This is a genomic window from Roseovarius sp. TE539 (assembly GCF_003298505.1).
Lineage (GTDB): Bacteria > Pseudomonadota > Alphaproteobacteria > Rhodobacterales > Rhodobacteraceae > Roseovarius.
This window is the reverse complement of record NZ_QNGB01000012.1, coordinates 67,685-86,046: the sequence shown is the minus strand read 5'-3', so window position 1 is coordinate 86,046 and position 18,362 is coordinate 67,685. Positions and strand designations below refer to the sequence as shown.

Genomic DNA, 18,362 nt, shown 5'->3' with positions numbered 1-18,362 from the left:
ATCATGAGCCTCGGCGGCGGTCCTTGCGGTCGCCGCGCAGGCGCTTCCAGACGGGCACAACGTCGAGGGCCGCGATCGCCAGACCGACCGGTATCATCCACACTCCCAGAACCGGCAGAAAGGCGAGAACCCCGCCGGCGATGAAGAGCAGCCCCACGATCAGGCGCGCGCCGGGCGGAAGATGGCGCCGTGCCCAGACCTGAAGTCTTCGTCTCGCGTGGCGAACCCGGCCCATGGTCGAAGCGGTGCGTTTGCGAGGTTTCATGCCTCGTGCCTACCTGAGCACGAAAGGCTGCACCAGCCAGTCACGCAGGGCCCGGGTCGTTGTCTCGGGGGCTTCGAGAACCGGCAGATGTCCCGCTTCCTCGATTATCTGAAGGCGGGCATGCGGGATGAGTTCGGCCATGAAACTGTGACGCTTCACCGGGGTCAGCGCATCATGTCGCCCGCACAGGACCAATGCGGGAACCCGGCAGCGGCGAAGCACCGCCTGATAGTCGCGCCGCCGCTGCAAGGCCCGGATCTGCCGTTCGGCAACCGGCCCGCCCATGTGTTCGGCCATGTCACGCACCAGCGCGAGGACCTCGCTGCGGCCCGGTCCCGGGGCCAGAACCTCGGGCCGGATCATGGCTTCGGCGACTTCGGCCGGTTTGCCCGACCGCGCCTTGATCACCAGGGGCTCAAGATTGGCAGATGTCTGAGGTGTTTCAGCCAGCGGGTTGGTATCCATGAGCGCGATGCGGGTGACCCTGTCGGCGGCACGGCGCAGGATTTCCATCGCCACGATCCCCCCCATGGAAAGCCCGGCCAACGCGAACCGTTGCGGCAGCACATCAAGCAGCCCCGAAGCGATTTCCTCGATACGCTCACCACCGGAAACCGGCGCTGTCATCACCGCGTGATCAGGACTCAGTGCCGTCAATTGCGGGCCGTACAGACGCGCGTCGCACAACATGCCCGGCAACAGAACCACCGGTTCCTGCATCTGATCCGTCCTTTTGCCTGCGCAAACGCCCCCGAAGTCCTTGCGGCGCAGCTTGCCACAGTTCGGGCCCGGGTCAACACCCGTGTGCAGGCACGACCCTCAAGTGCCGTACGCCCGAAGCGGTTCCCCCATGACATCGCTCACCGCGGCAAGCAGAGTGCCCGCCACGGTATCGAGCTCGTCCCGATCAAGCCTGGCCGGCAAACGTACATCGCAGGCCCGCATCAGCATCGCACGCGTCCGCGGCAGATCCGGCACGCCCCCCGGTATGAAATGCCAGTTCCAGAAGGCGCGTGCATTGTCTGTGCTCAGGCCGAAGACCTGTACCTTCACACCACGCGCTGCGGCCGCTTCGGCGAAAGAACGGGCTTCGTGATCATTCATGTCCACCAGATTGAACTGGATCGAGTCCGGGGCTCTTTCCTCGGGGAGAAGCTTGTCCGGCACGCTGAGCCAGGGGCTTGTATCGAGCAGGGCGGCAACATGATCGTGGTTGGCGCGCCCGTCATGAACGCGGCGCGGAACCTCGGAAAGCTGCGGCCGAATGATCGCCGCGCTCAGGTTTCCCATACGCAGATTGTAGAGCGGCAACTGATTTTGCCATCTCGCGAAGGCGGCATCGAGGGCCGGGTCCGGTGCCGTGAAATGCTTTGCCCAGTTGTGTTCATAAGCGCCCGACATGATCACTGCCCGAGCAACCATATCGGCATCATCGGTTACGAGGATCCCCCCTTCACCGGCATTGACCAGCTTGTAGGACTGGAACGAAAAGCAGCCTGCCCTGCCGATGGTGCCGATCTTGCATCCGTTCCAGGTGGTGCCAAGGGAATGCGCCGCATCCTCGATCACCGGAATACCCTCGGCGTCCGCCAATTGCATGATCGCATCCATGTCCGACGTATGCCCTCGCATGTGGCTCACGATGACGGCGCTGATATCCTCGGTCAGACGCGCCGCGAAATCGTCAATATCGATGCGGTAATCCGGGCCGACCTCACAAAGAACCGGAACGCAATCGGCATGCACCACCGATGACGGCACGGCAGCGAATGTGAACCCCGGGATCAGCACCCTTGCATCACGCGGCAGGCCAAGCGCCTTCAGCGACAGGAACAATGCCGCCGAACAACTCGATACCGCAAGTGCATACCGGGTCCCCATCATCGCGGCGAATTCCTGTTCAAGCAGGGTCACCGGGGCATCTTCCGGCGCGGTGTAGCGAAACAGATCCCCGGAGCGCAACATCCTGTCAATTTCAGAACGTGCGGCTTCCGGAATGGGTTCGGCGTCATAGACGGAGGAAGTGAGCATCATGTTTTCCGATTTTCCGAAACTGGTTTTCGGCTTTTCTAAACGAAAACACCCTCCTGCAAAAGTGAATTTTCCATGATCCGGGCGATGCGAGGCAGGGCCGGCTGCGCGTCGCCGCTGCCCGGCGGGTTGCGCAGTTTTAGCAAAGCGAGTACCAGATTTGCATTGGCGCTGGTCGCCGGGATTGTCATGATCACACTTCGGGAGACCGCTGGATGAAGCGCGCCCTCATCACCGGCATCACAGGGCAGGACGGATCCTATCTTGCGGAACTCCTGCTTGAGAAAGGCTACGAGGTACATGGCATCAAGCGCCGCGCCTCGTTGTTCAACACGCAGCGTATCGACCACATTTATCAGGATCCTCACGCCCCGAATCCGCGCCTCAAGCTGCATTACGGCGACCTGAGTGATACTTCGAACGTGACGCGCATTCTTCAGGAGGTCCGCCCGGACGAAGTTTACAATCTGGGGGCGCAAAGCCATGTCGCCGTCAGCTTCGAAGCCCCGGAATACACCGCTGACGTGGATGCCGTTGGCACCTTGAGGCTACTGGAGGCGATCCGGTTTCTCGGGATGGAAAAGACCTGCCGGTTCTATCAGGCCTCGACCTCCGAGCTTTATGGCCTCGTGCAGGAGGTTCCGCAATCGGAGACGACGCCATTTCACCCCCGCTCACCCTATGCGGCGGCCAAGCTCTATTCTTACTGGATCACGGTGAACTACCGGGAAGCCTACGGCATGTATGCCTGCAACGGCATCCTCTTCAACCACGAGAGCCCCCGCCGCGGCGAAACCTTCGTGACCCGCAAGATCACCCGCGGTCTTGCGAACATCGCCCAGGGACTCGATGACTGCCTGCACATGGGCAATATCGACGCGTTGCGTGACTGGGGCCACGCGAAGGATTATGTGCGCATGCAGTGGATGATGCTGCAACAGACGGAAGCGCAGGATTTCGTGATCGCAACGGGCAAGCAGTATTCTGTCCGCGAGTTCATCTTGTGGTCAGCTGCCGAGCTGGGGATCGAGCTGGAATTCAGCGGAACCGGGATCAACGAGGTCGGTACCGTCAAGCGCGTCAGGTCGGACATGGCACCGGCGGTTCGCCCCGGTGATATCATTCTGCGCATTGACCCCCGCTATTTCCGGCCCGCGGAGGTGGAAACCCTGCTGGGCGACCCGACCAAAGCCCGCGACGAACTGGGGTGGGAGCCACGGATCACTGCACGGGAGATGTGCGCCGAAATGGTTGCCGAGGATCTGAAAACCGCCCGCCGCCACGCCCTTCTGAAGGACCACGGCTATGGTATCCCGGTATCACAGGAATCCTGATCGGAGGGTGACGGCATGAAGATATTCCTTGCCGGGCATCGGGGTATGGTGGGGGGGGCCATACACCGGCAGTTGCTGGCGCGCGGCACCGACCCGGGTGATATCATCACACGCTCCCATTCCGAGCTGGACCTGACCGATCAGGCCGCGGTGCGCGAATTCATGCGATCCGAACGTCCGGAGGCAGTCATCCTGGCCGCGGCAAAGGTGGGTGGCATCCATGCCAACAACACCTACCCGGCCGATTTCATTCATGACAACCTGCTGATCCAGACCAATGTCATCGGGCAGTCCCATGCCGCGGGTGTGCACAAGCTGCTGTTTCTCGGATCGTCCTGCATCTATCCCCGTGCGGCCCCACAACCCATGACCGAGGAGGCGTTGCTGACCGGTGTCCTGGAGCCCACGAACGAGCCCTATGCGGTGGCCAAGATCGCGGGAATCAAGCTGTGTGAGAGTATCAATCGCCAGCATGGCACCGATTACCGATCGGTAATGCCGACCAACCTTTACGGTCCCGGCGACAATTTTCATCCGGAAAACAGCCATGTTCTTCCCGCTCTCATCCGTCGATTCGATGAAGCCGTCAGGGAAAATCGTGACGAAGTCATGATCTGGGGCACCGGGGCGCCCCGGCGGGAGTTTCTGCATGTCGATGACATGGCCCGCGCCAGCCTGTTCGTCATGGACCTGGATCATGCGATCTACGCCGCCAACACCGATGTGATGCTCAGCCATGTCAACGTGGGCACGGGAAAGGACGTATCCATCGCGGATCTGGCACGCATGATCGCCGATATCACCGGCTTCAGGGGCCGCATCACCTTTGACACGTCCCGGCCCGATGGCACCATGCGCAAGCTGATGGACGGCTCCCGCCTGGCCTCGATGGGATGGCAGGCGCAACTTGGACTTGAGGAAGGACTCGTGGACACCTATCGCTGGTACCGCGACAACATCGCGACCATCCGCGAGACTTGAGCCCACAGAAGGGTTCGCAACGAAAAGAAGGTGCCGGAATGGCGGAACTCCCAACCATCCATCCTGTGATCCTCTGCGGCGGCTCCGGCACGCGGCTCTGGCCATTGTCACGCAAGAGCTACCCCAAGCAGTTCACCCGGCTCATGGTTGGCGAAAGTCTTTTCCAGTCTTCTGTGAAGCGCCTTCAGGGTGACGGGTTCGAAGCGCCACTCATCATCACCGGCGAACCGTTTCGCTTCATTGTGACCGAACAGCTTGCCGCGGCGGAGACGGATGCCCAGGGGATACTGATCGAACCCGAAGGCCGGAACACGGCGCCGGCCGTGCTGGCTGCTGCGTTGTGGCTGCGTGCCCGCGACCCCGATGCACTGATGCTTGTGGCGCCGTCGGACCACGTGATACCGGACGCAGAGGCATTCCGCGGGGCAGTGCGCGCCGCGATTCCGCGCGCCTCTGCCGGCGATCTGCTGACCTTCGGCATCCGTCCGGACCGCCCGGAAACTGGATATGGGTGGCTCGAACTGGATCCGGGCGCGGATGCCGGAGCCCGGGAACCGCTCGGCCTCGCGCGGTTTGTTGAAAAGCCGGATGCCGCACGCGCAGCCGAGATGATGGCAGCCGGCAATTTCCTCTGGAATGCCGGTATTTTCCTATTTCCGGTATCCGCGGTGATCAACGCGTTCGATGCCCACGCGCCTGAAATGGTGGCGCCGGTGACCGCGTCCGTCGAAGGCGCCGCGCAGGATCTGGGATTTGCCCGCCTGGATGCGCAAACCTGGGCCGAGGTGCCCGACATCTCGATCGACTACGCGATCATGGAGCATGCAGAAAACCTGGCGGTGATGCCATATTCCGGTGGCTGGTCGGATCTCGGGGACTGGCAGGCGGTCTGGAGCGAAAGCGGCCCCGATGGCGACGGCAATGTCATCTCGGATCACGCCACCGCGATAGACTGTTCGGGGACCATGCTTCGGACCGAAGGCAACGGGCAGGAACTGGTGGGTATCGGCCTCAGGGACATCATTGCCGTCGCCATGGCGGACGCGGTCGTACTGGCGCCCCGCGATCAGAGCCAACGCGTCAAGGAGGCCGTTGCCGCCCTCAAGGAGCGCGGTGCGGCACAGGCGACGGAATTCCCGGTGGACCATCGGCCCTGGGGCTGGTTCGAAAGCCTGGTGATCGGGAAGCGTTTCCAGGTAAAGCGGATCGTGGTCAAACCGGGTGCTTCCCTCAGTCTTCAGAGCCATCACCACAGATCCGAACACTGGATTGTCGTTCAAGGCACGGCCAAGGTCACGATCGACGAAACGGTCAGCCTCCTGAGCGAGAACGAATCCGTCTACATTCCACTGGGCGCAGTCCACAGACTGGAAAATCCCGGCAAGGTCGAGATGGTCCTGATCGAGGTACAGACCGGCAGTTACCTCGGCGAGGACGATATCGTCCGGTACGAGGATCTTTATGCCCGCGACTGAAAAGGCTTTGCTGGTCGGCGCTTCGGGAAGGGTCGGTACATTGCTGCGCAAGGCATGGGTTCTGGCACCGCCGGAAAAGCTTGATCTGGTCTTTCAATGGCGCGACGCAGCCTCTTGTCCTGAAAGCCTGATCTGGGACCCTCTCGAAGGGCCTGACGCGCTTGTGGCGCATTCGCGGTCACACGGCCCCCCGAAAACGATCATGATGCTTGCCGGGGGCACACCCGCAACGGCGGCGAACCTCGACATCAACCGGCAATTGGCCGTGGCCTGTCTGGAGGCGGCCCGCGCCGTTGGTACACAGCGGGTGCTTGTCGCCTCCTCTGCCGTGATCTACGGCCCCGGAAAAGGCATCCCGTTTCCCGAGGAGACGCCCTGTGCCCCCGTCAGCCCGTACGGCTTCGCAAAGCGTGACATGGAACATGCCTGCACGCCCTATCGCGATGCCGGCATGGAGGTATGTTGCCTGCGGATCGGGAGTGTGCTGGGCGCCGATGCTCTGATGTTGAACGCGGCCTCCATGCGCAGATTGAAGATCGACCGTTTCGCGGACGGCAACGGACCCATACGCTCCTTCGTGGGGCCTCTGACCCTGTCGCGCCTGCTTGAAACCCTTTGCACCCGCGGCAGGCCGCTGCCGGATACCCTCAATGTCGGCGCGCCTTGTCCCCTTCGGATGTCCGAAATCGCAACGGCCGCGGAGCTGAACTGGCAATGGCGCAAGGCGCCTGAAGGCGCGGTTCAGGACGTGATACTGGATTGCACCCGGCTCGCAGCGATCCATGGCTTTTCATCCACCGAGAGCAGCGCCAAGGAAATGATCTCACAACTCAAGGGAATTGGAGCGGCACCGGTGCCGCCCGGCACCGCCGGGTAGGTGCAGGTACGCATCCGCCTGAAAACTGCCCCGCATGTCACCAAGCAGAAACAGCGCCTGCGCCCGGGCGGTCAGGCATCTCGGACTTGGCGGCAGAGTGAATAACGCGTCCCCGCACCCTTTTCGGACGGGTTCCCGCAGAAAGACATTCAGGCTTCGGAAATTTCTCAGATTTATCAGATCAGTGACGGTCACTTTTGCATTTCTGCACGCGCGGTGACCTCCTCGACGCTGCTCCGGATCAATTCAAGGCAGGTATCGTCGGAAAAACGATGATCTGCACCCTTCACCATCGTCAGTGTCATATCCGCGCCCGTTGCATGCTCCAAAAGAGTCATTGCCACTGATTTATCCACATCTTCGTCATCGGTTCCTTGCAGAAACCGAACGGGAAACTCAAGGTCAAGCCGATCCCGCAACACAAGGTGCCTGCGACCGTCCTCGATCAGGTTTCTGGTAACTGGATAGGGGTCTCCGTAGTCGCTTGGCAGATAGACAACCCCATCCGCCTCGAGGGCCGCACGTTGTGCCGTATCAAAGCCCGCCAGCATCGAATCCTCGGTGAAATCGGGCGCCGCGGCAATGGTGACCAGCCCGGCGATCCGCTCGGGCCTGGATTTCGCCACAAGAAGCGCGATCCAACCACCCATCGAGGAACCGACAAGGATTTGCGGCCCCTGCGACAGGTGATCCACGACTTGCATCGCATCTTCGGCCCATATCCCGATCGAGCCCTCCTCGAACCGCGCGGAAGATTGCCCATGTCCCGAATAATCGAAGCGCAGAAATTCGCGCCCTGTCTGCCGGGCCCAATCCTCGAGATACCTGGCCTTGGTCCCGTCCATGTCGGACATGAACCCGCCGAGGAAAATAACTCCGGGCGAGTCACCGGGCGTTCGGTGATAGGCCAGTTCACGGCCCTGCGGCGTCTTGAAGAGATCCGGTTCGTGCATAGTGCCCTCCGTGCTGTCGCGCACGGAGTCTGCACTGTCGGCGGCTGACGGACAAATCGGTTTTTCGGGCCTGATAGCCTTTCGGCGGCGGTTTCCGAATGTTCCGGCCCGCAATTCAGTCGTCGCTCGGGCCCGTGGATGACATGCCGTCGGCGCGGGCAGTGCCGGTATCAACCCCCGACATATGCGCCCGAGCGTGGCCGGTAGAATACTTTCTGGTTGTGCAGCCGTCCAAGAAGTTCCGAAATCCGTCGCAGCGAGGCGTCGGGATCATTGGCCGCCGCTTCGTCGATCTCGTCTTGCGCCGCCTCCTCGATGAGTTGCGAAGACAGGTCCGCCTTCTCGCGGCGCAAGGCCGCCTCGATGAGTTCCACATCATCAACCGTCAGTTCGAATTGGGAATTGTACCTCGTCATTTGGGCGTTTCCTCCGTTGTTCGTGCCGATCAAACGTTTGCACTTCGGTCAAGATACACCCCCCTCCCCCGCCGTCCACATAAATTTCCCATATGCGTCAATATGTTACGTTGCCTTTGGCATACGTTTGCACACAGAAAGGAATTCCTTGACGCGGCGCGTGTGCCGGGCCATACGGCGCCATGAACCCGCAACCGGGCGTTTCGTAGGCGCCAAACCGACGAGGAGCCACCCTGATGGCAGAGATCGCTCTTACCTTTCCCGATGGCAGTCAGCGTGAGTATGAAGCGGGCGTAACCCCCGCCGATGTCGCCGCATCTATTTCCAACTCGCTCGCCAAGAAGGCGATATCCGCGCATGTCGATGGGCAGCACTGGGATCTCCAGTGGCCGATCAGGCAGGACGCGGCCATCAACATCAACACGATGAAGGATGATGCGCCTGCCCTTGAGCTTGTCCGGCATGATCTGGCCCATGTCATGGCCCGTGCGGTTCAGGAACTCTGGCCGGAGGTGAAAGTCACCATCGGCCCCGTGATCGAGAATGGCTGGTATTACGATTTTGACCGCAAGGACCCGTTTACACCGGAAGATCTGGGCCGGATCGAGCAGAAGATGAAGGAGATCATCAATCAGCGCGACGAGGTGAAGACCGAGATCTGGGATCGTGCGCGGGCCATTGCCCATTACGAGGACGCGGGAGAGCCGTTCAAGGTCGAACTCATCAATTCCATTCCGGGCGACGAGCCGGTGCGCATGTACTGGCACGGACCATGGCAGGATCTCTGCCGCGGGCCCCATCTTCAGCACACAGGCCAGTTGCCGGCCGACGCGTTCAAGCTGATGTCGGTCGCAGGTGCCTATTGGCGCGGTGATTCCAGCCGCCCGATGCTGCAGCGCATCTATGGCGTCGGATTCAGGAACAAGGAAGACCTGAAGAAATACCTCACCTTCCTTGAAGAGGCCGAGAAGCGTGATCACCGGAGGCTAGGCAGGGAGATGGAGCTTTTTCATTTCCAGGAGGAAGCGCCCGGAATGGTCTTCTGGCATCCGAATGGCTGGATGGTCTACCGTACCCTTGAAGATTACATGCGCCGCAAGCTGGATCAGGCAGGTTACCGCGAAATCAGGACCCCCCAGGTTGTCGATCGAAAGCTCTGGGAAGCCAGCGGACACTGGGACAAGTACCGTGAGAACATGTACATCACGGAAATCGACGAGGAACACGCGAACGAGAAACGTGTGAATGCCCTCAAACCGATGAACTGCCCCTGCCACGTTCAGATCTTCAATCAGGGTATCAAGAGTTACCGTGACCTGCCGCTACGGCTGGCCGAGTTCGGGTCTTGCCACCGCTACGAGTCGCACGGCGCCCTGCACGGTCTGATGCGTGTGCGCGGTTTCACGCAGGATGACGCGCATATCTTTTGCACCGAAGATCAGATCGAGGACGAATGCGCGGGGTTCATTGCCCTTCTGAGCGACATTTACCGGGATGCGGGCTTTGCGAAATTCGATATCAAGTTTTCAACGCGTCCCGATGTGCGTGTCGGCTCTGACGAGGTGTGGGACAAGGCCGAACAGGCGCTGGAAAAGGCGATCCTGTCGGTGCGCAACGACTACGAGCTTGATCCCGGCGAGGGCGCGTTCTACGGCCCGAAGCTGGATTTCAAGCTGACCGACGCGATCGGCCGCGAGTGGCAGTGCGGGACATTCCAGGCTGACTTCAACTTGCCGGAAAGGCTGGACGCTACCTATATCGGGGCCGATGGCGAAAAGCACCGACCGGTGATGCTGCACCGGGCGATCCTGGGCAGTTTCGAGCGTTTTCTGGGTATCCTGATCGAGAATTATGCAGGCAAGCTGCCGTTCTGGCTGGCGCCGCGCCAGGTTGTCGTCGCGTCGATCATATCCGAAGCCGACGAATACGTTCATGAGGTGGTTACAGCTCTGGCGGCAGCTGGCATTCGGGCCGAGGCCGATACCCGCAATGAAAAGATCAATTACAAGGTGCGGGAACATTCTGTGGGCAAGGTGCCGGTGATACTTGCCTGCGGGATGCGCGAAGTCGAGGACCGCACGGTGTCGCTGCGTCGTCTCGGGGAAAAGCACAGCGAGGTCGTCTCGCTGTCGAATGTTACAGAGGTGCTGCGCCACGAAGCAACGCCGCCCGATCTTCTGTAACATTTCCGCGCCCGAACCCCGGTAATGTTTCAATTCGGCGCACCGGTGAAGCCGTCCATCGGCAAATATCGGGTCTCGGGGCATGCCGCAGATAACACGACCTGACGCGCGCGTGTCTGACGGGCTTGTGAATGGAACGGTCAGGCGATCGCGGTTTACGTTACGGCCATCGTCGCCACGCCGGTCAGGCTCCAAGGGGGCAATGACCGATAGGGCGAACGATGAGACCGAAACCATTCATGGAGCAATTCCAAATGTCCAACGCTATGAAATCCGTTGCGATCGCCGGTGCCGTCACCGCCGCGCTCGGCGCCCACGCCACCGGCGCGAATGCCGCAGAAAACGTGAAATGCTACGGCGTCTCCCTCGCCGGTGAGAACGATTGCAAGGCCGGTGCTGGCACCACTTGCGCCGGCACCTCGACAGTCGACTATCAGGGCAACGCCTGGACACTCGTCGAATCCGGCACCTGCGAGTCGGACTCGCCGGTTCTCGCCAAGTCCGGTGAAGAAGTGGACCTTCCCGGTGATCGCATGGGCTCGCTCGAAGAGCTGAGCCGCGACCTGCCCTCCTGAACCGAATGCCGGATGCGCGGGTATCCTCCCGCGCATCCACGCCAGACGACCGATTTTTATTCCGGAGGTCTCGCCATGCTGGACTCCACCCCCAGATTTACAGCCCTGCCGCACGCGCCCGGCGTCGGATACAAAGCTCAGCATTATGCGGCGATCATGCACGATCCCGCGCCTGTCGCCTGGCTGGAAATTCACGCCGAGAACTACATGGGCGAAGGCGGGCGCCCTATTGCGCAATTGCGGCATCTGGCAGACCGCTTCGCATTTTCCGTTCATGGTGTCGGCCTCAGCATTGGCGGCGAAACGCCGCTTGACCGGGATCACCTGGCCCGCCTCGCGAAGCTGTGTGACTGGTTGAAACCGGCCAGCTTTTCCGAACATCTGGCCTGGTCCACCCATGACAGTCATTTTCTGAACGATCTTCTGCCCCTGCCCTATACGACCTCGACACTGACGCGCATCGCCGACCACATAGACGAAGTACAAGAGGCCCTTAACCGGCCCATGCTTCTTGAAAACCCGTCGAGTTATTTGACATTCGCGGAAAGCACATGGTCCGAGACTGACTTTCTGGCCGAGATCGCAAGGCGTACCGGCTGTGGCCTGTTGCTGGATATCAACAACGTGTTCGTGTCGGCAACCAACCTCGGGTATTCCCCGCAGGGCTACATAGATTCCTTTCCGCTGGACAAGGTCGGTGAAATCCATCTTGGTGGTCACGACGAGGATGCCGACGAAACGGGCGCACCACTATTGATAGACAGTCATGGCCGCGAAGTCGCCGATCCTGTCTGGGCGCTTCTGGATCACACGCTTGACCGCTCCGGCCCTCGCCCCCTGCTGATCGAATGGGATGCCGACATTCCCGATTGGCCGGTCCTGGCCGCCGAAGCGCGCCGCGCCGAAGCCGCCCTTCAAAGGGTTCCGGCATGAGCGTTTCCCAATCCGATTTTCATGCCGCCCTTCTGGATTCCGCGGCGCCGGTGCCGAGCGGCCTCCGCGACGGAAACGGCCGCGCCGCGGGGAACCGGTTTTCGGTGTATCGCAACAATGTGGCGGTCAGTCTGACCGAGGCGCTTGAGGTCAATTTCCCCGCCGTCCGAAAGCTGATCGGCGAAAAGAAATTCAGGGCAATGGCGGGGATTTTCCTTCGGCAGCATCCGCCCGAGGCCCCCATGATCAGCCAGTACGGCACCGAAATGCCGGACTTCCTCAAGACTTTCCAGCCACTTGCACATATCGGTTATCTGCCCGATGTTGCGCGGCTGGAACTTGCCTTACGGCAATCCTATCACGCTGCCGATGCAACGCCGGTCGATCCGGCAATCCTTGGGACCATGGCACCCGAAGCCCTGATGGGGGCGCATCTGGATCTGGCCCCCGCTCTGCGGCTTCTCCGCTCGGACTGGCCGGTCCACGGCATCTGGTCCTACAAGATGGAACCGGGAGCCCCGAAGGCGGTGCACGAACCCCAGAATGTCCTCATCCTGCGCCCGGATTTCGATCCCCGAATGACAGTGATCAGCAACGCGGCGGTGGCCTTTCTGCAAGGTTTGCTTGACGGAACCTCGCTGGGCACCGCCCACGACAGGGGCATCGCTGTCGATCCCGATTTCGATCTGGCGCATATTCTGGGCCTGCTGATCGGCGGCAAGGCGATCACGAATATCATCACCGGAGAGAGTTGAATGACCCACCTGTTTCGTCTTCACGACGCGCTGTTTTCCCGGATCGAGCGCGCGGATTGGCTTTTGCCGACAATTGCAAGGCTCTTGTTCGCGGCGATCCTGCTCAAGTATTTCTGGGTTTCCGGCCTGACCAAGCTGGGTGGTGGAATTTTTTCGCCCTCGATGGGAGCCTATGCACAGATCTTCCCGCGCGCCATGGAAGCCGCCGGCTACGATGTCAGCCAGATGAGCGTTTTGCAGACCCTTGTCGTGCTGGCCGGAACATGGGCCGAATTCATCCTGCCGGCACTGATCGTGCTGGGCCTCCTGACCCGGTTGGCCGCGATCGGCATGATCGGGTTCATCATCGTTCAGACTCTCACCGATCTCTACGGTCACGGCGCCATCGAGGAGGCCACGACCGTTGGCGCGTGGTTCGACAAGATGCCGGATTCGATCATCATGGATCAGCGCGCACTTTGGATCTTTCTGCTGGTCGTTCCTGTCTTCCGGGGTGCCGGGCCGATATCCCTCGATCGGCTCGTCGTCAGAAGTGTGACTTAGGCTCGTCGGGCTTGCCGGCCGCCACCGCCAGAACACCGCCAAGCGCCGTGAAGCCTATGGGGAACATGGTGAAGACATTGAAATCGAAAGCGTAGAGCATCGCGCCGGCCGAAACGAGCATCAGGACACCCCCCCAGAGGGCCCGGACACGCGCCATCGCGCCGCCCGCGATTGCAAGAAGCGGCGCCGCGAAACTGACGCCACGTATAAGTTCCACGTTCTCAACCTGATGGGCAAGCCCATCAACCTCTCCGAAATACTCCACCGCTTCGGTGTAGCCGTAACTGAGAAACCCGACCAACATCGCGATGAGACCGCCAATGATACCGAGCACCAGAGCCGCGTTGCGCATGTCATCCCTCCTGCCGCCTCGTCTGGACGAGACACAATAAAAGCTACCCGCCCAGAGCCTTGCGGACGTCTTCGGTCCATCCGAGGTACAGCCGTCCCGCGCAATCAATCAACGGGCGCTTCATTACCGCCGGATATGCACGCACCAGTTCCACAGGGGTCATGTCTCGCTCCACAGCGTCAAGCGTTCGCCACGTCGCCGAGCGCGTGTTGACGATAGCCGGACCGAACCTTGCAAACGCCGCTTTGAGGATTTCATCCGGCAAGCCTTGCACGCGGACATCATGCAAAACCGCCCCGGAGAGCACCTTCCTGGCCTTCCTGCAACTGTCACAATTCCTGAGGCCATAAATTATCATCACCATCGCCTTTTTCGCCTGAATACCGGGCGAGGCACGTCGCGTCACGCGGTTTCGCTTGCATTTTACATTACCCGTGTAATGATTTTCACCGTGATCGCATGCTCCGGCCCGCCTCAGACCAGAGGGGGTGCGGCGCAGTTCGGCACGGTGATCGCATGGCCCGGCATACTTCCGGGGACGACAACAGAAGGAGAAGCGGCATGCCGACAGGCACCGTGAAGTGGTTCAACACCACGAAAGGCTACGGCTTTATCGCACCAGACGAGGGCGGCAAAGACGTATTTGTTCATGTATCCGCCGTTGAAAGATCGGGCCTTACCGGGCTCGCTGACAATCAGAAGGTCGGTTATGAACTTCAGGATGGTCGTGACGGGCGTCAGATGGCTGGAAACCTGACCCTGCTTTGAGGATGACACCACGTGGTGACCGGTGACCTTCCGGCATGCCGTGCCGATCTGGTTTCAGGCAGGATCTTCGCGTGCAACACCTTCCCAGTTTTCGCCCATGGCGACAATGCAGGACGTGCCCGACGCGTAGGTCATTATCAGGGTCCAGTCGCCACTATCGTCCGCCCAGACCTCCATTATCTGCGCGTAACCGCGGGTTCCGCGCCCCAATCGCCGTTCGCCGAACTGCGCTTCGAGACGATTGATCATGTCCGGCGTCGGTTCACAGACGACCTCGGCGATCGGAGACGATCCGGCCACCGGGCCCGGCGGCAGAACAAGCAGCGTCATAATCGCAAGACAGCGTAACAGGTCGGCCTCTCCAAATCACTTCGGCAGGCCAAATGTAACGGATTCATGACATCCATTGCAAAGTGCAAATTCAAAAAGAAAAGGGCACGCCCTACGCCAGCCCCTGTCGTAAATGTTGACCTTTAGGATCGCCGCCAATACCCTTTGGCGGCGTTTCTATTGGAGAGCAAGGGGTTGGCGGGCAAAGCTGACAAGCAAACATCACAATCTGGCTCGAAGAAATCTTCGAGCATTCAAAAGAGACGCCTACCCGAAACCGTCGGGGGCTTCACCGTCAATGTCTGCCGAAATCCGCGCTGCTCGCTATTCGGCCTGCCTCCGGATCCCATCGATCGACGAGGGAACCCTGGCGGTCGCTCCAAAAGCAACATCCCACACGGTAAGGTGTCCGGAAGTGCAGAAGATCGGAGCTACACCTGTCCCGAGTGCCGTGTGGCAGTCGTCGTCAAGAACAACCACGCAATAGTGCAAGAGTACATGCGCGTCTCGGACCTGTATAGGAGAACAGGTCGGGAACACTGCCAGACCTTGGGCTGTGAAAACCACAGCGTTCCCGTGGAACTCGCGCCTTCTGCCTATGCCAAGTTCGGGACGACGGCTAAGGGAGATCCTCGTTTCCAATGCAAGGCCTGCAAGAGCACATTCTCGATCGGCAGCGCGACGCGTCGGCATAAGAAGACGGACAAGACAGGCACGATTCTTCGAGGTCTTCTTAACAAGATGCCGTTTAGCCGCCTGTGTGAGGTCGGGGATGTGAGCTTCAAGCACATCAACGCGAGGATTGATTTTCTGGACAAGCAATGCCGGGCCTTCGCCGCCGAGCGGGAGGAGCGGCTGCCCGAATGCTTCCGTGGTCGCTCGCCGGTTTTCTCGACGGATGTGCAGACCTTCCTGATAAACTGGCCGGTGAAGTCGCGGCGGGGCACGATACCGATGCTGCACACAGCAACCGTCCATAAAGGCTCCCAGTTTGTTGTGGCTGCGACGATGGACTACGATCCGGATGTCGACCCTCGCGAACTGCAGGAGCGAATGGAAGAGATCGGGGACTTCGCTAAGCCGAGGTCGATGCGCGAGCACGGCCGGTTATGGGCCTATGATGAATACCTGGATTCCGTAAAGCGTGAGCTGCACGGCGTATTCTCTAAGGAGGATCTTGCCGCAGGGGGAGACTTGATGCTCCCTGGGCGTGGATCCCGTGTGCGGGCTGACGCCGCCATGTATGCCCACCTCATGCTGGTTCGACGGAAGATCGGCAACGAGTTCCGCAGGGCCAACTTCTGCATCGACGCTGACGCTGGATTTGCCCAAGCACTTTGCGCCCTCGCCGTGGACGACATCAAGGCGGGTCGCGTCAATGTCGCCGAGGTATCCTTCCTGAAGGGGCTCTCCAATGATAAGCGAATGGACTATGCCCAAAAGGGCCGAGAGCTGCTTCAGGATGCACTGACCTCACTCCACAATGAGATTGAGGAGGTCAGGGATGAGTTTCCCCGTGTGAGCGATCTCGCCGCCCTCACGGTGCTCGATCTGCGTTTCCAGTTCGGCTGGGGGCCGTCCGCATTACGGGGCAATCAGCTGGCGAAAAGCGTATACCGTTGGCCCTACCATTCGAAGGCAGAACCCGAAAAGACAATCCGCCTCCTGACGGACCGTGGCGATATGGACTGGGATAGCCTGGCTCGATTTATGGTCCGTGCGTCCAATCATCCTGTGGACGCCTATTTCAATCTGGCTCGCCGCCGGGTGGCCGGGTTTGAGCGTGGCATTCCGACCGCCAGCAACCAGGCGCGCATCTGGCACGCCTACAGCTTCTACAACCCCGAAACCGCCCCCAAAGTCGCAAACATCCTGCGCTTCTACCACAACTATATGCTGCCGCGTGGCAAGGGTGTCGATGCGCAGACGCCCGCGATGCGCCTCGGGCTCGCCAAGGGCGTTGTCTATGAACGAGACCTTTTCCAGTTCACACGGCATCCTCGTCCGGCACCCACGGGCCCGCGGTGGCCTAAGCCCGTGTTCAGGCATCAAGAAATCTCCGAGCGTCAGCCTTCGGCTGCCCCAGAGGACGCCTGGTAGTCGTCTTCATCTTCTTGCAGAACATCTTCCTCGATGCTCGCGGGGCGAGACTTCACGGGCCGCGGCGGTGGCGCCTGCCAGGCCCGCAGGTGCTGTCCGACGAGATCATAGAAGTCGGGCACGATGCGCTCGATATCCTCGATGAATGTGCGGCGGCCGGCAAAGCGCTTTCCAAGGCTCTCGACCAGGAGCACCTCGAATGCGTGGGGCGCAGCATCTTTGTTCTCTGTCTGAAGTGAGTCTGGGTTCTCACGCAACACGGAAAGGGACTCCTGGGTCGCTGGAGCCCGCCCCGGCCAATGAGCCCGAATAATGATCCGGTCATCCTCCTCCTTGAGCATTCTCAGGAGCCAATTGACACGCGCTTTTGTGGATTTGCGGTCAAGAGGTGCCTTGATCTTCATACCCGCGGACACTGTCTTGCGCGTCAGGTCGGCTATGACATCAATGTCGGCCGCACTGTCGGGTATCCGGTAGGTGGACGCGAGGCACTGATCATCCACAAGCTGCGAAATGCCAGCTTTGAGACGCGCGACTGGGTCATCTTTCAACTTGCGCTCGATGATGGTCTCAACAGGTTGTCCGACATGGCGGGATAGGTGAAGGCTCAGGTCGCGTTCTTCTTCGAACCAGCACCCAACGCCTTCCTCGACCTCTGCGGCCGTCTTCTTGAGCGTTCCGTTGTTGGTGACGGCCTGGACGAGATCCTTCCATCCCGATCCCATCTGTGAGAAGCGCTCGACACCCGTTCCGGGGTGGTTCAGGAAGCGAAGCACCTCGTTGAGAAGGAATGTTTGTTCGCGATCCTCGACAGCTTTTTGGACGGCCAATATCTCGCATTGTGTCGCAAGCCAGGTCCAGGACCAGTGGTATAAATCAGTCTTGCGGAGGAGATTCTTCGGAATCGAAACTGGCGAATGATCAGCCCGTGCAACAAACTCGTTGGAGATGGTAATGACGGCGTCGATACCATTGGCTTTTGCCATCTCGACATAGCGCTGCACCTGATCCGCCCCGAGCTTTGATTTGCCGATCTTCGCCTCGATCAATGCACTCCAGGTTGTTTTGCCAGTGGAGACGATCAGGAGACCATCGGGACGATCGTTCGTGTCACTTCCTTCCTTGAGAACAACCTCTGTGAATGCTTCGATCGTGGTTCTCTTTCCGACCCTCATACCGACGGTGCTCAAGACCGCCGTTGCCAGGGGTGGAATCTGGGGAAGAAGCGAGAGGAAAATGGATGCCATCCTTTTCTCGCGACTGGTGTCGGCCAGGACCGGGAAGAGGCGCGCAGGTTCCCCTTGCTTCAAAAAATCAGGTAAATCAGTCATTTTTATCTCCTAACGGTTGTTTTGACCGTAAATAGGCAAATGGCTGCGCGTCAATAAAATGGCTGAAAGGGCCGCTGGAAATGATTGCACCCCAGCCACATCAGCGACCGGGGTGCGTTTCAACATTTACGACAGGGGCTGGACGCCCTACGGCATGCCC

General features: G+C 60.2%; 21 protein-coding genes. 11 read left to right on the top strand and 10 right to left on the bottom strand.

Translation table 11 applies throughout. From position 1 onward, the window contains the following. Nucleotide 1: 1 nt before the first annotated feature. The 4 genes from DQW77_RS09670 to DQW77_RS18200 all read right to left on the bottom strand — a co-directional run bounded on the left by DQW77_RS09670 (nucleotide 2) and on the right by DQW77_RS18200 (nucleotide 2,487). Entirely contained in the window at nucleotides 2-265 is a 264-nt protein-coding gene (locus DQW77_RS09670; RefSeq protein ID WP_258523810.1) for a hypothetical protein, read from the bottom strand. Nucleotides 266-274: 9 nt separating this feature from the next. After that, on the bottom strand, nucleotides 275-985 hold the full coding sequence (locus tag DQW77_RS09665; protein WP_113258013.1) for an alpha/beta fold hydrolase: 711 nt from the start codon (nucleotides 983-985) through the stop codon (nucleotides 275-277). Between the two features lie 99 nt (nucleotides 986-1,084). Continuing rightward, nucleotides 1,085-2,299, bottom strand: a complete 1,215-nt coding sequence (locus tag DQW77_RS09660) for a DegT/DnrJ/EryC1/StrS aminotransferase family protein (RefSeq protein ID WP_113258012.1) — start codon at nucleotides 2,297-2,299, stop codon at nucleotides 1,085-1,087. A 35-nt stretch (nucleotides 2,300-2,334) separates the two neighbouring features. Next, on the bottom strand, nucleotides 2,335-2,487 hold the full coding sequence (locus tag DQW77_RS18200; protein ID WP_181711228.1) for a hypothetical protein: 153 nt from the start codon (nucleotides 2,485-2,487) through the stop codon (nucleotides 2,335-2,337). A gap of 24 nt (nucleotides 2,488-2,511) precedes the next feature. Here DQW77_RS18200 and gmd point away from each other — a divergent pair, with 24 nt between their 5' ends. From gmd to DQW77_RS09640, 4 genes are read left to right on the top strand one after another with little or no spacing between them, the layout of a single operon-like run. Then, nucleotides 2,512-3,630 carry a GDP-mannose 4,6-dehydratase gene (gene gmd / locus DQW77_RS09655; protein ID WP_113258011.1) on the top strand — a complete coding sequence of 373 codons (1,119 nt, stop codon included), beginning with the start codon at nucleotides 2,512-2,514 and terminating at the stop codon, nucleotides 3,628-3,630. A 15-nt stretch (nucleotides 3,631-3,645) separates the two neighbouring features. Next, nucleotides 3,646-4,611, top strand: a complete 966-nt coding sequence (locus DQW77_RS09650; RefSeq protein ID WP_113258010.1) for a GDP-L-fucose synthase — start codon at nucleotides 3,646-3,648, stop codon at nucleotides 4,609-4,611. 38 nt (nucleotides 4,612-4,649) lie between these two features. After that, a complete protein-coding gene (locus tag DQW77_RS09645) occupies nucleotides 4,650-6,086 on the top strand; it encodes a mannose-1-phosphate guanylyltransferase/mannose-6-phosphate isomerase (RefSeq protein WP_113258009.1) in 1,437 nt (478 codons plus the stop codon). Continuing rightward, nucleotides 6,073-6,963, top strand: coding sequence for an NAD(P)-dependent oxidoreductase (locus DQW77_RS09640; protein WP_113258008.1), 891 nt, complete (start codon nucleotides 6,073-6,075; stop codon nucleotides 6,961-6,963). Before DQW77_RS09645 ends, DQW77_RS09640 begins: the two co-directional genes overlap by 14 nt. A 191-nt stretch (nucleotides 6,964-7,154) precedes the next feature. On the opposite strand, the gene DQW77_RS09635 is transcribed toward DQW77_RS09640, so the two are convergent. Together DQW77_RS09635 and DQW77_RS09630 are read right to left on the bottom strand one after the other, a co-directional pair. After that, nucleotides 7,155-7,916, bottom strand: coding sequence for a carboxylesterase (locus tag DQW77_RS09635; protein ID WP_113258007.1), 762 nt, complete (start codon nucleotides 7,914-7,916; stop codon nucleotides 7,155-7,157). A 170-nt stretch (nucleotides 7,917-8,086) separates the two neighbouring features. Next, nucleotides 8,087-8,332 carry a hypothetical protein gene (locus DQW77_RS09630; RefSeq protein ID WP_113258006.1) on the bottom strand — a complete coding sequence of 82 codons (246 nt, stop codon included), beginning with the start codon at nucleotides 8,330-8,332 and terminating at the stop codon, nucleotides 8,087-8,089. A gap of 236 nt (nucleotides 8,333-8,568) precedes the next feature. On the opposite strand from DQW77_RS09630, the gene thrS reads away from it, so the two are divergent. The 5 genes from thrS (at nucleotide 8,569) to DQW77_RS09605 (ending at nucleotide 13,321) form a co-directional block, all read left to right on the top strand. Continuing rightward, nucleotides 8,569-10,515: a threonine--tRNA ligase gene (gene thrS, locus DQW77_RS09625; RefSeq protein WP_113258005.1), complete on the top strand. Its 1,947-nt coding sequence runs from the start codon at nucleotides 8,569-8,571 to the stop codon at nucleotides 10,513-10,515. A 254-nt stretch (nucleotides 10,516-10,769) separates the two neighbouring features. Continuing rightward, nucleotides 10,770-11,090 (top strand): DUF2282 domain-containing protein, encoded by a 321-nt coding sequence (locus DQW77_RS09620; protein WP_113258057.1) that lies wholly within the window; start codon nucleotides 10,770-10,772, stop codon nucleotides 11,088-11,090. A gap of 75 nt (nucleotides 11,091-11,165) precedes the next feature. After that, nucleotides 11,166-12,023, top strand: a complete 858-nt coding sequence (locus DQW77_RS09615; protein ID WP_113258056.1) for a DUF692 family multinuclear iron-containing protein — start codon at nucleotides 11,166-11,168, stop codon at nucleotides 12,021-12,023. Continuing rightward, the gene (locus DQW77_RS09610; RefSeq protein WP_113258004.1) at nucleotides 12,020-12,778 is read left to right on the top strand and encodes a DUF2063 domain-containing protein; all 759 of its coding nucleotides are present in this window, start codon (nucleotides 12,020-12,022) and stop codon (nucleotides 12,776-12,778) included. Before DQW77_RS09615 ends, DQW77_RS09610 begins: the two co-directional genes overlap by 4 nt. Continuing rightward, nucleotides 12,779-13,321 (top strand): DoxX family protein, encoded by a 543-nt coding sequence (locus DQW77_RS09605; RefSeq protein WP_113258003.1) that lies wholly within the window; start codon nucleotides 12,779-12,781, stop codon nucleotides 13,319-13,321. It begins immediately after the preceding gene. On the opposite strand, the gene DQW77_RS09600 is transcribed toward DQW77_RS09605, so the two are convergent. Together DQW77_RS09600 and DQW77_RS09595 are read right to left on the bottom strand one after the other, a co-directional pair. Continuing rightward, a complete protein-coding gene (locus DQW77_RS09600) occupies nucleotides 13,305-13,673 on the bottom strand; it encodes a hypothetical protein (RefSeq protein WP_113258002.1) in 369 nt (122 codons plus the stop codon). The two genes, DQW77_RS09605 and DQW77_RS09600, sit on opposite strands and share 17 nt — an antisense overlap. A gap of 43 nt (nucleotides 13,674-13,716) precedes the next feature. Beyond that, nucleotides 13,717-14,079: an ArsC/Spx/MgsR family protein gene (locus tag DQW77_RS09595; protein ID WP_309301312.1), complete on the bottom strand. Its 363-nt coding sequence runs from the start codon at nucleotides 14,077-14,079 to the stop codon at nucleotides 13,717-13,719. A 155-nt stretch (nucleotides 14,080-14,234) separates the two neighbouring features. Between DQW77_RS09595 and DQW77_RS09590 the strand changes: the two genes are divergently transcribed. After that, complete coding sequence (locus DQW77_RS09590; protein WP_113258001.1) at nucleotides 14,235-14,441, top strand: cold-shock protein; 207 nt, start codon at nucleotides 14,235-14,237, stop codon at nucleotides 14,439-14,441. A gap of 54 nt (nucleotides 14,442-14,495) precedes the next feature. Here DQW77_RS09590 and DQW77_RS09585 read toward each other — a convergent pair whose 3' ends face one another. Then, nucleotides 14,496-14,771, bottom strand: a complete 276-nt coding sequence (locus tag DQW77_RS09585; RefSeq protein ID WP_113258000.1) for a hypothetical protein — start codon at nucleotides 14,769-14,771, stop codon at nucleotides 14,496-14,498. 195 nt (nucleotides 14,772-14,966) lie between these two features. Between DQW77_RS09585 and DQW77_RS09580 the strand changes: the two genes are divergently transcribed. After that, nucleotides 14,967-16,871 (top strand): hypothetical protein, encoded by a 1,905-nt coding sequence (locus tag DQW77_RS09580; protein ID WP_147094954.1) that lies wholly within the window; start codon nucleotides 14,967-14,969, stop codon nucleotides 16,869-16,871. On the opposite strand, the gene DQW77_RS09575 is transcribed toward DQW77_RS09580, so the two are convergent. Continuing rightward, nucleotides 16,838-18,202, bottom strand: a complete 1,365-nt coding sequence (locus DQW77_RS09575) for a hypothetical protein (protein ID WP_113257998.1) — start codon at nucleotides 18,200-18,202, stop codon at nucleotides 16,838-16,840. The genes DQW77_RS09580 and DQW77_RS09575 overlap by 34 nt on opposite strands. Nucleotides 18,203-18,362 lie beyond the last annotated feature (160 nt).

Coding starts and splice junctions, on each gene's coding strand:
- DQW77_RS09670 (WP_258523810.1), bottom strand. CDS start 265: ATGAAACCTCGCAAACGCACCGCTTCGACCATGGGCCGGGTTCGCCAC.
- DQW77_RS09665 (WP_113258013.1), bottom strand. CDS start 985: ATGCAGGAACCGGTGGTTCTGTTGCCGGGCATGTTGTGCGACGCGCGT.
- DQW77_RS09660 (WP_113258012.1), bottom strand. CDS start 2,299: ATGATGCTCACTTCCTCCGTCTATGACGCCGAACCCATTCCGGAAGCC.
- DQW77_RS18200 (WP_181711228.1), bottom strand. CDS start 2,487: ATGACAATCCCGGCGACCAGCGCCAATGCAAATCTGGTACTCGCTTTG.
- gmd (WP_113258011.1), top strand. CDS start 2,512: ATGAAGCGCGCCCTCATCACCGGCATCACAGGGCAGGACGGATCCTAT.
- DQW77_RS09650 (WP_113258010.1), top strand. CDS start 3,646: ATGAAGATATTCCTTGCCGGGCATCGGGGTATGGTGGGGGGGGCCATA.
- DQW77_RS09645 (WP_113258009.1), top strand. CDS start 4,650: ATGGCGGAACTCCCAACCATCCATCCTGTGATCCTCTGCGGCGGCTCC.
- DQW77_RS09640 (WP_113258008.1), top strand. CDS start 6,073: ATGCCCGCGACTGAAAAGGCTTTGCTGGTCGGCGCTTCGGGAAGGGTC.
- DQW77_RS09635 (WP_113258007.1), bottom strand. CDS start 7,916: ATGCACGAACCGGATCTCTTCAAGACGCCGCAGGGCCGTGAACTGGCC.
- DQW77_RS09630 (WP_113258006.1), bottom strand. CDS start 8,332: ATGACGAGGTACAATTCCCAATTCGAACTGACGGTTGATGATGTGGAA.
- thrS (WP_113258005.1), top strand. CDS start 8,569: ATGGCAGAGATCGCTCTTACCTTTCCCGATGGCAGTCAGCGTGAGTAT.
- DQW77_RS09620 (WP_113258057.1), top strand. CDS start 10,770: ATGTCCAACGCTATGAAATCCGTTGCGATCGCCGGTGCCGTCACCGCC.
- DQW77_RS09615 (WP_113258056.1), top strand. CDS start 11,166: ATGCTGGACTCCACCCCCAGATTTACAGCCCTGCCGCACGCGCCCGGC.
- DQW77_RS09610 (WP_113258004.1), top strand. CDS start 12,020: ATGAGCGTTTCCCAATCCGATTTTCATGCCGCCCTTCTGGATTCCGCG.
- DQW77_RS09605 (WP_113258003.1), top strand. CDS start 12,779: ATGACCCACCTGTTTCGTCTTCACGACGCGCTGTTTTCCCGGATCGAG.
- DQW77_RS09600 (WP_113258002.1), bottom strand. CDS start 13,673: ATGCGCAACGCGGCTCTGGTGCTCGGTATCATTGGCGGTCTCATCGCG.
- DQW77_RS09590 (WP_113258001.1), top strand. CDS start 14,235: ATGCCGACAGGCACCGTGAAGTGGTTCAACACCACGAAAGGCTACGGC.
- DQW77_RS09585 (WP_113258000.1), bottom strand. CDS start 14,771: ATGACGCTGCTTGTTCTGCCGCCGGGCCCGGTGGCCGGATCGTCTCCG.
- DQW77_RS09575 (WP_113257998.1), bottom strand. CDS start 18,202: ATGACTGATTTACCTGATTTTTTGAAGCAAGGGGAACCTGCGCGCCTC.